The organism is Rugamonas rivuli, from assembly GCF_009380165.1.
In the GTDB taxonomy this organism is placed as follows: domain Bacteria; phylum Pseudomonadota; class Gammaproteobacteria; order Burkholderiales; family Burkholderiaceae_D; genus Rugamonas; species Rugamonas rivuli.
Genome location: NZ_WHUF01000005.1, coordinates 161,572 through 175,778 on the forward strand (window position 1 = coordinate 161,572; position 14,207 = coordinate 175,778).

The following is a 14,207-nucleotide window of genomic DNA, read 5'->3' on the forward strand; positions in this document are numbered from 1 at the left end:
CATCAAATCGATCAGCAGCAGCGAGCTATTTATTCCTGGATAAGCTCAACGTTTCTTGTTGTACGTTTTTTTCAAACCAAAATTTTCATTTTTTCAATAGGTGAGCGTCGGTATGCTGGATGATTAAAGCAGACAACTATCCGTTTTCACCAGCGGGGCAGGCTACAGCATTGCCATCGCTTGAGTTAGAAAGTCGGTAGGATGGCTGTTGAATGGCATGGCCGCTCGGCCCAAGCAGCAGTTATCAGCGGATGAAAATGTAGCCTCGCTGAGACAACGTTGAAAAGCTTGCTGCGGCATTAGTGGTCGACCCTGTCGACTTGTTTAGTTCTTAACGCCCCGTTACTATATACAGACCTTGATCCTCAAGGTTTTGGCCAGCCAAGTTCGGCATGATTGTTGCACCCAGTCGTCCATGATCCGGGGGGTGTTGTCACCGAACTTGGTGGGTGGCTGGTGATCGCTGATAGGGACTTGCTCCAGGAAAAGCCTGAGGCCATCCGTAACGTGGATGCCGAGACCTGCTGCCGTAAGCCCTTGGCCATTAGAACCTCTTGTAGCGGGAGGTCGCATGAACGCGATTGAACATTACGATGCTGTAGACGTTTTTATTGGCGTTGACGTTGGCAAAGGCGAACACCATGCCGTTGCACTTAGCAGAGTCGGCAAACGCTTATTCGATAAAGCCCTGCCGAATGACGAAACGAGACTGCGCGCACTGATTTCCAGTCTCAAGGAACATGGCAAACTGCTGCTGGTCGTTGATCAGCCTACAACCATCGGAGCATTGCCAGTGACCGTCGCCAGAGCTGAGGGTATCCTGGTGGCTTATCTTCCCGGCCTTGCCATGCGCCGAATTGCGGAGTTGCACGCAGGCGAAGCCAAGACCGACGCGCGAGATGCCGCCATCATCGCCGAAGCGGCACGCTCTATGCCACATGCGCTGCGTTCACTTCGCCTCGATGACGAACAGTTGGCGGAATTGACCATGCTGTGCGGCTGTGACGATGATCTGGCCGATGAAATTACACAGACAAGTAACCGTATTCGCGGACTTCTGACACAAATCCATCCTGCACTAGAGCGTGTACTTGGCCCACGGCTTGACCACCCGGCTGTGCTGGATCTGCTGCAGCGGCATCCCTCACCGGCTAGCCTTGCTGCCGTCAGCGAGAAGAGCCTAGCGAACAAATTCAGCAAGCTCGCGCCGAGAATGGGCAACGGCTTGGCCCATGAAATTTGCTTGGCTCTTTCCGAGCAAACGGTGATTGTGCCAGGAACGAACGCCGCCACGATTGTCTTGCCGCGCTTGGCACACCAGCTCGCGGCCCTACGCAGTCAGCGTGATGAAGTCGCCCAGGAAGTTGAGCGACTGGTGCAAGCGCACCCTCTTTACTCGGTCCTGACCAGCATGCCAGGAGTCGGCGTCAGGACCGCTGCCCGACTCCTGACAGAGGTCGCTGCTAAAGCGTTTGCCTCGGCCGCTCACCTCGCCGCTTATGCTGGACTGGCCCCGGTCACACGTCGATCAGGCTCTTCGATTCGCGGAAAACATCCATCAAGACGCGGGAACAAGGTGCTCAAACGAGCATTGTTCTTGCCGGCGTTTGGGGCGCTGCGAGACCCTGTCTCGCGAGCTTACTATGCGAGAAAGATCGGCCAAGGCAAACGGCACAACCAAGCGCTGATCGCTCTCGCCAGGCGTCGCTGCGACGTGATGTACGCCATGATGCGAGACGGAATACTTTATTGCTCCGCGCCGCTTACAACTGCTTGACGAAGGACATAGGGACACTCCCCCTTTTTGTCAAACACGTGATCGACCGGACGATTGATTATGACTGTTAGCAAGCCTATGCAGCTGGAATAGTAGTTCGTCTGGAACAAAACCTAACCGTTGGATTCTGCAAGCGAAGGATAGAAAAGCGGCAGATGGAATCACATCTAATCTCGATTATTGAACTGAAATAAAAAACGGCACCTGAAGGTGCCGTTCTTCCTGCAGCAAGCTGGTTTCCCTTCAACGTAACGCCGAATGATTTGTTCGGTCGCGTCCACTTCGCTGTCCGCCAGTGTTGCTATTGAATCCACATATTAGACAGGCGATTAGGCGCCCATATTACCGCCGTTTATGGCGGTCATTTCCGGGGTCATGTGCATACCGACGTTACTACGACCGGTATTGGCCAGCCAACCAGCGTAAGCTTTTACGCCTTCAAATAAAGCGCTACCGAGGGCGCCAACGACAATGTCCCCTGCAAGAGAACGACCACCAGAAACTACTTCGATTTCAGCTTGTGTCAATTCTTTCATTTTTCCTCCAAAGATTTCAGAAATAAAGCATGTAATACGCAGCCTTAATTAGAGGCCGCGAAGAGAGTCTGTATAAGATATTTTATTTTGTCAACTAAAATTGCTAAAACAAAATAAAAGTTTCCAATTTAGCTTATCTTACAAATGTAATATTCTCATTGTCGTTCTGATTTTGAAATTCTATCCAATTATAACTGCCTGATAATTCTATCCAATTCTAACGGCCAGATAATTCTATCCAATTCTAACGACAAACCAATTCTATCCAATTCTAACGACTTGACTTTTGCTCAGGGCCTCGAATAAACGAAGATTCTGGGTTGAACGCTGAAAGAGTTGCGCGGCGAGTGGAGGCGCTGCCGTTACCCGGATCTGATTCTGTAGATTTTGTCCAGGGCAGCAATTTCGGCCGTGCGGAAGGACGTTAGTCTTTACAGCGCCACGATACCGGTGACTCTCGGTAGGGATAGCGTTGCAAGTTGTAGGCGGCGACATTCAAGTTAAGATGTAACGCTTGTGGCGTCAGCCGCAGCGAGCGGAGCGAAGTCGACACGCTGCTCCAGCGTCCGTAGCGCATCGAACTCGTTAAACTTCGCTCCACATTCTTGGTCAGCAAACTGGCCGTATTTGATCATCAGTATCGGGGCAGAGTCAGCGTCAGATCTTCGACATCGTGACAGAGTTGTGGTTTCTCCCGGGGTTCCCGAAGCTTCGCTAAAAGTCGAATATATTGCACAAGTCCAAACATCTGGGTTACGCTACCGCTTATACCACTTGCCTCTAGCATCAAGCATCAAGCACACACATCTCATGAACTTTTAGCAATATAAAACAAGGCGCGAAATACGAGTTCCTTAGATTTAGTATTCCCATTGATATCTCATCGCCATGTTTTATTTGGCTCCGAGAGGAGAAATAATTGAAAAAAAATATAAAAACCTTTATTGCTACAGCACTTGGATCTGTGATTTACGATTTGACTTTTCATGGTTCATTAAATTTTTTTAAAGCTTTTTTTATTAGCGCATGTTTCTTCACACTATTTTTTCTTATTGAAAAATTGAAAAATTGGATAAGCTCAGCTTAATAACATAAAGCTTTCATCTTATAAATTCATATAGGGCATCAGAGATTTTGAAAGGTACAGTAATTCCTCCATTAAGTCGCATGGATGATGATGCGATTCGGTCGGCCTGCAAAACCATATCCACTAAAGCTCATCGGATTTTTCTCTAAGCGCACTGTTTAGCCTTCTCAAAGTAAGTAGTTTTTTCCCTGCTACAAACATTGAAGGATTTGAAACATCGCGCCCCAATCCAAAGCGGTATTAGCGCTCCTCGAAAACATAGAGAGGGGTGAGTTTATGGGCTAACATCTTAGGTTAGGAATCGCTGTTAAACTTGCGACATTTCCGACTCAAAGAAGATGTTCTTATCGATTACTATTTTCTAATTTATACTATGGAAGTAATTTATAATATTGTTTCAAAACGGTTAGACAAGAGCGGAAGGTCCAGTTTATTCTCGACAACTTTTTCTGCTATCCCTTTTACGCTCATTCCGTCTCTCCTACTATATGCCACCGCAATAGTAAGCTCTTCTTTATTTTTCCATAATTCAAGCTTGAATGCCCCAGCACAAACTCTAACAATTCTGAATTTTTTAGGTGTTGGATTGCTTGCTCCTCTTTTTGAGACCTTAATACTCGGTGCCTTAGCGATCTTGCTAAGGAATATAGGAATTAATAAATCGGCGTGCGCAACGATTTTGGCTGTGTTATTTGGTGCAGCACATGGTTTTATCTCACCATTATGGTTCTTTGGCACGGTCTGGTCGTTTTATGTTTTTACGATACTTTTTCTCATTTGGCTAAAGGCATCCAAGTTTCTTGCCTTTGTCGCCGCTTTTTTACCCCACATGATGATTAACTCAATACTCATCTTGGCGACGGCTTTTTTTGACTGAGGCGAACCTCGAAAAATGCTTCAGTTCTAGCATAATATCGAGGTACCGATGCTGACTTAATTTCTATGACCAGATACGACCTGGACAACTTCAAAAACAAGTTTCATCTGCGACTAGAGGAACGCAAGTTGTTTCTAAAAAGGGGCATTTTTTCGCGTCTCTCCAGTTTAAGGGCTGTCGCTGAATAATAATTTTTTGTCACAAAATAACAACTGCACACGGCGCCCGTCCTATTTATTCATAAAAAAAATTAGGGCGCCATTACCAACAAAGGCTATTTCGCGAAGAATTTTATGAGCATCAAACAGTTATACCGGTCCGAAGCGCTCGACGCGCGGCAAGTCAGATGGCTTGGTGAAATAGTATTAGTCCGCCCAATGACTTTTTCCTTTCTATGTACATTCGCTGTGGCGCTGGCGGCAGTGATTCTTATTTTTCTGTTTTTCTGCTCCTACACCAAGCGTGTCACCGTTACCGGGCTGTTGCTTCCTGACTTGGGCCTAGTAAAGATCTACACCCCTCAGTTCGGTATCGTCGAGAGAAAGAATGTGGTCGAGGGGCAAGCCGTTAAGCGGGGCGACGTCTTGTATGTTCTGTCAAGCGAACGCCAAAGCAGTACCCAAGGCGGCATACAGGCGTCCATCAGCAGACAAGTCAACGTCCGTCAAGAATCCTTGCTGGATGAGCTGGACAAGACGCGTCGCTTGCAACAGGACGAAAGCGCCGCGCTGGTCAAGAAAATCGATGCCTTGGAATCGGAACTGGCCAAGATCAACAGTCAGATCGAGGGCCAGTCCAGCCGCATCAAACTCGCAGAGGACGCCGTGGTGCGGATGCGCGACCTATCTGCGCAAAACTTTATATCCAAAGAGCAGTTACAACAAAAGCAGGCAGACCTACTCGATCAACGAGCCCGTCTGCAGGCACTGGAACGCGATCACATCAACACCAGACGCGACCTGACGAGCCAACGAGACGAGCTGACAAGCCTGCCGCTGCGGCATCAGAACCAGCTCGCGCAGCTTAAGCGAGGCATCACCAGTCTCAGCCAGGAGTTGACCGAAAGCGAAGCCAAGCGCCGGCTTGAACTCACGGCACCGGAAGCAGGCATCGCGACGGCGGTCGTAGCTGAAATTGGCCAGATGATCGATGGCAGCAAGCCATTGGTCAGCATCGTTCCCGCAGGTGCGAGGTTACAGGCACAGCTGTACGCACCGAGCAAAGCTATTGGCTTCGTCAAGCCTGGCGATAAGGTGCTGCTGCGCTATCAAGCCTACCCTTACCAGAAGTTCGGCCAGGCGCAGGGTAGCGTCGCGTTCGTTTCCAAGATCGCGCTGTCCGGCAACGAACTCGCCAGCATGACCAACGCCGTTGGTAACGGCACCCTCGGTAGCGAACCGTTGTACCGCATCACCGTCAATTTGGTCACTCAGACCGTGAACGCCTATGGGCAGCCTCAAAAGCTGCAAGCAGGAATGTCGCTTGACGCGGACATACTGCAAGAACGTCGGCGCCTCTACGAGTGGGTGTTGGAACCGCTGTACAGCCTTACCGGCAAACTTTGATAAGCAAACTTACGTATGTCCTTTCTCTCCGACATTAGCTTCGGCTTCGGCGCCAAGTTACCCATGATCCTGCAAACGGAGGCGACTGAGTGTGGCCTGGCCTGTCTTGGAATGGTCGCTGGCTACCATGGCTACCGAACCGACCTGGCCAGCATGCGGCAACGGTTCCCGATCTCGCTAAAAGGGGCAACGCTAGCACACCTGATCAAGATCGCCAATCGCCTAAGTGTGGGGACGCGCCCTCTCAAGCTCGATATCGAAGATTTGGGGCGATTAAAACTTCCGTGCGTGCTGCATTGGAATTTCAACCATTTCGTCGTGCTCAAAGAGGTTGGCACCAAGACTATTACCATCCATGATCCCGCCTTCGGCATGCGCAAGCTGTCGCTCGACGAGGCGTCCAAGTCATTCACCGGGGTGGCGCTAGAGCTGTGGCCCGATGCCAATTTCAAGCCTCGGGAAAAAAAACTGCCGGTCAGGCTGCGCAGTCTGACCGGCCGCATAACCGGCCTGTCGCGCTCCTTCAGCCAGATCCTGCTGCTGGCGATGTCTCTTGAAGTGTTCGCGTTGGTCAGTCCCTTCTTCCTGCAATGGGTGTTGGACAACGTCATCGTGTCGGCCGATCGCGATCTGCTTACAACATTAGCGCTCGGTTTTGGCTTGTTGATGCTGATGCAGCAAGCGGTGGGCGGAATTCGTTCCTGGGTGATCATGTACATGGGAACGACCCTCAATATTCAGTGGCGCGCCAATGTATTCACTCATTTGATCCGCTTGCCGATGCAATATTTCGAAAAGCGCCATCTGGGCGACGTAGTGTCGCGATTCGGGACGATTGATCAGATTCAACACACTCTGACGACGTCGTTCCTGGAAGCGATCCTTGACGGCCTCATGGCGGTTGTGACGCTGGTGGTGATGTTTATCTTTAGCGCGGTTCTGGGGTGGATCGCAGTGGGCGCGATGGCGCTCTATGCCCTCTCCCGCTGGGCCTGGTATCGGCCACTGCTGAATGCAACTGAAGAACAAATCGTCCATGCTGCCAAGCAGCAAAGCCACTTCCTTGAAACCGTACGCGGCGTCAAGGCGATCAAGCTATTTCAACGCCAAGACGAGCGGCGCGCCAGTTGGTTAACATTGCTGGTCGACCAGATCAATGCCGATGTCCGCGTGCAAAAGCTTCAGCTGCTTTACCGGCTCCTCAATGGGGTGCTGTTTGGGATCGAAAACATTCTAATCATTTGGCTTGGCGCCAAGATGGTTTTGGATGGGAATTTCAGCGTTGGCGTGTTGATGGCCTTCATCGCCTACAAAGGGCAGTTCGACTCTCGCGTGGGCTCACTGATAGACAAATTCATGGAGGTGAAGATGCTGCAGCTGCAAGGCGAGCGGCTGGCGGACATCGTCCTGACCGAACCGGAGGATCTACACGGAACCCGCGAATCACACCTGTGTGTCAAGTTAACGGAAGACATCGAGATCTGCAATCTGCGCTATCGCTACGCCGAACAAGAACCCTATGTCATCGACGACATCAGCCTGAGAATCGCAGCCGGCGAATCGGTGGCCATCATCGGCCCATCAGGATGTGGCAAGACCACGCTGATGAATGTGCTGTTGGGAATATTGCCTGCCAGCGAGGGCGATGTCCTGATCGGTGGCATTAACCTCAAGCAGGTGGGCATCGATGCACTGAGGGGGATGGTCGGCACCGTACTGCAAGACGACGTTCTGTTCGCCGGCTCCATCGCCGACAACATCAGCTTCTTCGATCCCCAAGTGGATCAGCAATGGGTCGAGGAATGCGCGCAGATGGCGGCAATCGCCCCAGAGATAGAGGGCATGCCAATGGGCTACCGCACGCTGGTGGGTGACATGGGCACCGTGCTATCGGGAGGACAAAAGCAACGTGTGCTCTTAGCACGCGCTTTGTACAAACGGCCCAGGATCCTGTTCCTTGACGAGGCCACCAGCCATCTGGACATCGACAAGGAATATGAGGTGAACGCAGCGGTCAAAGCACTGGACATCACACGAATTATCATTGCGCACCGACCCCAAACGATCGCCACAGCCGATCGGGTAATTGTACTGACGGGCGGAAAAGTTGTGCATGACTCTGCAGTCCCCGTCGCAAATGCTGAAAACGGACAAAAGGTTGCATAGCGCAGTTTTGCACCTGGGGTGTCCCTATGTCCTTCGTCCAGCATTTATACGCGGTGCCTGGCAATAAACTGTTCCGTCTCGCATCATGGCTTACATGACATCGCATCGGCGTCTGGCGAGAGCAATCAATGCTTGGTTGTGGCACTTGCCTTGGCTAATCTTTCGGGCATAGTAAGCCCGTGATACGGGGTCTCGTAGCGCCGCGAAGGCAGATAGGAACAACGCTAGCTTGAGTACTTTGTTTCCACGTCGAGATGGAACAGCAGCCCAACTTTTGGCCGGGTCCACCTATGCTGTCCATCTGGAAGAGATGCTACAAAGCCTGTCACCGCTAAATCGAGCTGCCGACCCGGCGAACTATGCCGCAGCACTTGCCATTCAAGGAGTTCCGGAGAACGAGGTAATGTCCTTTCTTCACAAGCTGGGGCTCGTTCTCATGGCCAGCCCCGGTCAAACTTGGGAGCGCTAGGTACCAAACCAGTCACAAAGAAGGGAACCTAGACCTCGGCGAAAATGACCAATGGCCAACAGCTTACGTCTATTGATCATAAGCGGCACGCGGTGCCGGCGACATCCGAGCCGCCTAGTGCGCCCAGGGATTCCTTAATAGGGATTGCTACAGAAGTCGGCCCAAGCTTGCATCAGCGCGATACGTTTGTCCAGCAGGTCGCCGCGCCTGTAGGCGGCCTCAACCCGATCGGGTAAGCTGTGGGCAAGCGCATGTTCGCAAACCTCCCGCGTAAAGGCGTTACCGGCCGCCTCGGCGCACCAGTCGCGGAAAGTGGAGCGGAAGCCATGGACGGTGATATCGGTGCGCTGCAGGCGCCGCAGCACAGCCGTAAGGCTCATATCGGACAACGGTCGGTCTTTCATTCCCGGAAAGAGCAATTCGCATCGACGCGGCAATGCGTTCAGCAGCGCCAAGGCTGCATCCGACAATGGCACCCGATGCTCCTTGCCAGCCTTCATCCGCTCCGCCGGCACAATCCATAGTCGCGCGTGCACATCCACTTCCTCCCACACGGCACCGCGCACCTCCCCAGACCGCGCCGCCGTCAGGATGGCAAACTCCAAAGCCCGCGCAGACATGCCCACACAAAGGCGTAACGCCACCATAAAGGCGCCCGCTTCCCGCCAAGGCAGAGCTGGATGGTTTTTGACCGGGGCCACTTTGTTCGGATTGGCCAGCAGATTGTCCAGGTGTCCGCGCCAGCGCGCCGGATTCTCCCCATGCCGGAACTTGCTCACGGTCGCCCAATCAAGGATGCTCTCGACGCGGCCGCGCAGACGCGTAGCCGTCTCCGTTTTGGTGTTCCAGATCGGCGTGAGCACTTTGACCACGAGGTTGGTGTCAATGTCTGCCACAGGCAGGACACCGATGACCGGGGACGCATAGGCTTTCAGCGTACTGCTCCACTGCGCAGCATGCTTAGGATTGCGCCAGCCAGCCCGATGCGCGGCGATGTACGCGGCGGCGCACTCGTCAAACGTCATCCTCTTGGCGTTCTCGGCCGCGAGGGCGGTCGCTGCTACGCGCCGCGCGGCCAGCGGATCGATGCCCTCGGCGATCTGTAGCCGGCAGCCCCTGGCCAGCGCCCTGGCACGCGCAAGATCGACGACGCTACAGGCGCCCAGACCCATCTCGTGCCGCTTGCCATGGAGCGTATAGCGAAAAATCCAGCTCTTGGTGCCAGTGCGGGACACCTGCAGCAGCAGGCCGCCGCCGTCGACGTAGTAGCCCGGTTGCCGTGTCTTGCTGACACCCAGCGCTGTCAGCCTGTTTATTTGGACCATGATCGCCCCTCGCGCGGTGCGCAGAGGTCATTTTAGCGCTCAGGCCTGTATGAGCATTTGATGCTGCGGGTGTGTGCTGCGAGGCACTGCCGACGGCGAAAGGTGGCACGATGGACCTCCGACGGCGCAACGGAGCGCTGTTCCGCCATAAATCCTACCCCCCTGCCTACCCCCCTGCGAGTGCTGGCTTTGGGCGGTCAACGGCGGACGTCACTGGACAATAAAAAGGCCGTTTCTCCTATGAGAACGTACAAATAAAAAAACCCGCCGAAGCGGGTTTTTAGTGTACTGGCGGAGACGGTGGGATTCGAACCCACGATACAGGTATAAGCCGTATGCATCCTTAGCAGGGATGTGCCTTCGGCCACTCGGCCACGTCTCCTAGTCGATTACTCAACTATGTCTTTTCTACCAAACTGCGCTAGAGCAGACGAGCGTCATAGTATAGACCGAGACACATTTGGTCAAGGCTACCCGACGATATTTTTTGAAAAATTATGCCTTTTCCAATTCGAACGCTTTGTGCAGCGCGCGAACGGCCAGCTCCATGTATTTTTCGTCGATCAGCACGGAGATTTTGATCTCCGACGTGGAGATCATCATGATGTTGATGCCCTCTTCCGACAAGGTGCGGAACATCTGCGACGCCACGCCCACGTGCGAACGCATGCCGACGCCGACCACGGAGATCTTCGATACCTTGGCGTCGCCGGTGATGCTGGCAGCACCGAGCTCTTCCTTGGTGCCGTTCAGCACGTCCACGGCGCGCTGGTAGTCGTTGCGCGAGACGGTGAAGGTGAAATCGGTTTTACCATCGACCGACTGGTTCTGGATGATCATGTCGACTTCGATGTTGGCGTCGGCCACCGGGCCCAGGATGTGGTACGCCACGCCCGGACGGTCTGGCACGCCCAGTACGGTGATTTTGGCCTCATCGCGGTTGAACGCGATACCGGAGATGACTGCTTGTTCCATATGTGTGTCTTCCTCAAACGAAATCAGGGTGCCCGAGTTGGCTTCTACTTCCAGGTCCAGCATGGGGTCGGTCAGCGACGACAGCACACGGGTCGGCACGCGGTAGTTACCGGCGAATTCGACCGAACGGGTCTGCAGCACTTTCGAGCCCAGCGACGCCAGTTCCAGCATTTCTTCAAACGTGATCGCCTTCAGGCGGCGCGCTTCCGACACCACGCGCGGATCGGTCGTGTACACGCCGTCGACGTCGGTGAAGATCAGGCATTCGTCGGCCTTCATCGCGGCGGCGATCGCCACGGCGGAAGTGTCCGAACCACCACGGCCGAGGGTCGAGATGTTGCCGCCCTCATCCACGCCCTGGAAGCCGGTGATGATGACGATCTTGCCGTCGTCCAGGTCGCGGTTGACCTTTTCATTGTCGATCGACTGGATGCGGGCCTTGGTGAAAGCGGAATCGGTTTTAATCGCGACTTGCCAGCCGGCGTAGGACACGGCTTTCTTGCCGATCGCCAGCAGCGCCATCGACAGCAGGCCAACCGATACTTGCTCGCCGGTGGAGGCGATCATGTCCAGTTCGCGCGGGTCAGGCTGCTCTTGAATTTCCTTGGCCAGGGCGATCAGGCGATTGGTCTCGCCGGACATTGCCGATGGCACGACGACGATGCGGTGCCCGGCGTCATGCCACTTGGCGACACGCCGCGCCACGTTCTTGATACGGTCCGTCGAACCCATCGACGTACCGCCGTATTTGTGCACGATTAAAGCCATAACAGTGAGTTTTCCGCTCAAATAAAGGTAAATGGAACCCTTAACTCTACATGTCGCACTGCAAAATAACAAGTCAAAAAACTCATAAAGTCATACCGAATAGACATATCTACATACAAAATTCGGCAGATAGGGGTGATTGTCTATACAGCCTGCCAACGCAGGCGCCAGCGTGAAGCGCCCTCACCTACCAGCTGGTTGCAATCCATTCCGACCCCGGCCGCGAACAAGACCTGCTTGCCGGCGCTCAGCACCGGCAGGCGCGAACGCTCCCAGGCTGGAATGTCCAGCGCCTGGTAATGGTACTTGAGTCCGCGTGTCGGACGGTTGTGGGCCGGCTTCAGGCGCTCGCCGCCTTTGCGGAATTCGATCAGCAGTTGCTGGCCGCGCAGCCAGTCGCCGTCCAGGCCGGCTTCGTCTTCGCCGGCCGGGTCGAAATGCAGCACGCCGCCGTAGGCCGGGAACGCCAGTTCCGTCTCGCCGTTCCAGCTGAAGGTGGTGCCCGGCGTTTTGTCGAACTCGTCTTCACGCGTGCCCTCCAGGTCGGCCAGCTTGGGTGTGATGTGCAGGCGATCACGGTGGCGTCTTACGTGACAATCGGGGTGCGTTACCAGAGGTTGGGCGCCGTCGCGCGCTTCCAGCAGTTGAGCCAGCATCTCGGACAGCCAGGCCGCGCTCGGCATGCGCAGGTTGCGGGTGCCGAACCAGTGGCGCAGCATGTTGTAGCTGCGGTCCAGGCTCAGCAGGCGCAGCTGGGCGATGTCGATGCAGTCGTCGACCAGGCACAGCGCCAAGTCCTGCTGCGCCAACTCGGTCAGCAGGCGCTGGGCCGACTGCGCGTGCTGGGCGCTGCGCGCGAAGCGTTCCTGGAAGCCGGGGAAGGCCTCGGCCAGCGCCGGCATCACCTTGTGGCGCAGCGCGTTGCGGGCGAAGCGTGGATCGTCGTTGGATTCGTCGTTGATGTGGGCGATGCCGTGCTCGGCTACGTAAGCCGACAGCTGCTTGCGCGAGGCCGGCAGCAGCGGACGCGCCATCACCAGGCCGGGATTGGCCAGCAGTTCCGGCGCGGCGTTGGCGGCATCCATGCCGGACAGGCCGGCCGGACCGGAGCCGCGCAGCAGTTGCAGCAGCACGGTCTCGGCCTGGTCGTCGAGGTGGTGCGCGGTCAGCAGCAGCGGCACGCCGTGCGCGGCGCACAGCGCGCCCAGCGCGGCGTAGCGCACTTTGCGGGCGGCCGCTTCGGTGCCGCTCTTCTGCTGGTCCGCCAGTTGCACGCGGCGCGCTTCGAAGGTCACGCCCAGCGCGGCGCAGGCTTGCTCGCAGTGGCTCAGCCAGGCGTCGGCATTGGCGCTGATGCCGTGATGGATGTGGAAGGCGTACAAGGCCACGCCATGCGCTTGCGCGTAGGCGTGCGCCAGGTGGAGCAGCGCTGACGAGTCGAGGCCGCCACTGAGGGCCACGGCCATGCGTGGCGCCGCTGCTGCATTCGCTTGCTGCGCCAGCGCGGCGGCGACGGCTTGCTCAAAGGTCGAGGTCAGGGTCGGGATCTGTTGCTTCTTCAATTGCTGCTCCAAAATGCAAACCGGGGGCATGCGCCCCCGGTCGTTGTGTCATGCCGCGCGCGATTACTCTTGCGGCGTGGTTTCTTTGAACTTACCGTAGCTCATCAGCTTTTCGTGACGGGCTTCCAGCAGGTCCTTGGTCTTCATGCCGTGGAACTGGCGCAGCGAATCAGCCAGCGCGCGCTTGAGCAGCGTGGCCATCTGCTTCGGATCGCGGTGCGCGCCGCCCAGCGGCTCGGTGACGATCTTGTCGATCAGGCCCATGGCCTTCAGACGGTGCGCGGTCAGGCCCAGCGCTTCGGCCGCATCGGCGGCGCGCTCGGACGTTTTCCACAGGATCGATGCGCAGCCTTCCGGCGAGATCACCGAGTAGGTTGCGTATTGCAGCATCAGCACAGCGTCGCCGACGGCAATCGCCAGCGCACCGCCGGAGCCGCCTTCGCCGATGATGGTGGCGATCAGCGGCACTTTCAGTTCCGCCATCACGTACAGGTTGTGGCCGATCGCTTCCGACTGGCCGCGCTCTTCAGCGTCGATGCCTGGGAACGCGCCCGGCGTATCGACGAAGGTGAAGATAGGGATGCCGAATTTTTCGGCCAGCTTCATCAGGCGCATGGCCTTGCGATAGCCTTCAGGCTTAGGCATGCCGAAGTTGCGCATCGCGCGTTCCTTGGTGTCGCGGCCCTTTTGATGGCCGATGACCATGCAAGCCTGGCCGTTGAAGCGCGCCAGGCCGCCGACTACCGACAGGTCGTCGGCATAGCTGCGGTCGCCGTGCAGTTCGTGGAAGTCGGTAAAGATTTCGTTGACGTAGTCCATCGTGTATGGACGCTGCGGGTGGCGCGCGATTTGCGCAACCTGCCAAGGGGTCAGCTTGGCGTAGATGTCTTTGGTCAGTTGCTGGCTCTTTTTGGCCAGACGGTCGATCTCCTCAGAGATATCGACAGCCGAATCGTCCTGAACGAAACGCAGCTCTTCGATTTTGCCATCGAGTTCGGCGATCGGTTGCTCAAAGTTGAGGAAAGTCGTTTTGGTCATTGTACCTCCGTGATTATTCTCAGCCATGCGGGCACGAAAAAGCCTCGCACAGCGATTAGAGC

At 55.4% G+C, this 14,207-nt stretch carries 9 protein-coding genes, 1 tRNA gene and 1 pseudogene; 3 read left to right on the forward strand and 8 right to left on the reverse strand.

From position 1 onward, the window contains the following. The first annotated feature begins 571 nt into the window (after positions 1 to 571). Complete coding sequence (locus GEV01_RS19395; RefSeq protein WP_152807227.1) at positions 572 to 1,777, forward strand: IS110 family RNA-guided transposase; 1,206 nt, start codon at positions 572 to 574, stop codon at positions 1,775 to 1,777. A gap of 329 nt (positions 1,778 to 2,106) precedes the next feature. Here the strand turns inward: GEV01_RS19395 and GEV01_RS19400 are convergent, their stop codons facing one another. Then, positions 2,107 to 2,313, reverse strand: a complete 207-nt coding sequence (locus GEV01_RS19400; protein WP_152807228.1) for a hypothetical protein — start codon at positions 2,311 to 2,313, stop codon at positions 2,107 to 2,109. A 1,471-nt stretch (positions 2,314 to 3,784) separates the two neighbouring features. Further along, positions 3,785 to 4,138 (reverse strand): hypothetical protein, encoded by a 354-nt coding sequence (locus GEV01_RS19405; RefSeq protein WP_152807229.1) that lies wholly within the window; start codon positions 4,136 to 4,138, stop codon positions 3,785 to 3,787. A 432-nt stretch (positions 4,139 to 4,570) separates the two neighbouring features. On the opposite strand from GEV01_RS19405, the gene GEV01_RS19410 reads away from it, so the two are divergent. Beyond that, a complete protein-coding gene (locus tag GEV01_RS19410) occupies positions 4,571 to 5,842 on the forward strand; it encodes an HlyD family secretion protein (RefSeq protein ID WP_152807230.1) in 1,272 nt (423 codons plus the stop codon). A gap of 15 nt (positions 5,843 to 5,857) precedes the next feature. Next, positions 5,858 to 8,008 (forward strand): peptidase domain-containing ABC transporter, encoded by a 2,151-nt coding sequence (locus tag GEV01_RS19415; RefSeq protein ID WP_152807231.1) that lies wholly within the window; start codon positions 5,858 to 5,860, stop codon positions 8,006 to 8,008. A 90-nt stretch (positions 8,009 to 8,098) separates the two neighbouring features. Here the strand turns inward: GEV01_RS19415 and GEV01_RS19420 are convergent. The 6 genes and pseudogenes from GEV01_RS19420 to GEV01_RS19445 form a co-directional block, all read right to left on the reverse strand. Further along, positions 8,099 to 8,266: pseudogene (locus tag GEV01_RS19420) on the reverse strand (IS110 family transposase); the annotation flags it as partial. Positions 8,267 to 8,611: 345 nt separating this feature from the next. Next, on the reverse strand, positions 8,612 to 9,802 hold the full coding sequence (locus GEV01_RS19425) for a tyrosine-type recombinase/integrase (protein ID WP_152807232.1): 1,191 nt from the start codon (positions 9,800 to 9,802) through the stop codon (positions 8,612 to 8,614). A gap of 289 nt (positions 9,803 to 10,091) precedes the next feature. Further along, positions 10,092 to 10,184 (reverse strand) — tRNA-Ser (locus tag GEV01_RS19430). Between the two features lie 113 nt (positions 10,185 to 10,297). Further along, on the reverse strand, positions 10,298 to 11,545 hold the full coding sequence (locus tag GEV01_RS19435) for an aspartate kinase (protein ID WP_008447528.1): 1,248 nt from the start codon (positions 11,543 to 11,545) through the stop codon (positions 10,298 to 10,300). A 143-nt stretch (positions 11,546 to 11,688) separates the two neighbouring features. After that, a complete protein-coding gene (gene tilS / locus GEV01_RS19440) occupies positions 11,689 to 13,107 on the reverse strand; it encodes a tRNA lysidine(34) synthetase TilS (RefSeq protein ID WP_152807233.1) in 1,419 nt (472 codons plus the stop codon). 63 nt (positions 13,108 to 13,170) lie between these two features. Then, on the reverse strand, positions 13,171 to 14,145 hold the full coding sequence (locus GEV01_RS19445) for an acetyl-CoA carboxylase carboxyltransferase subunit alpha (RefSeq protein ID WP_008447525.1): 975 nt from the start codon (positions 14,143 to 14,145) through the stop codon (positions 13,171 to 13,173). Positions 14,146 to 14,207 lie beyond the last annotated feature (62 nt).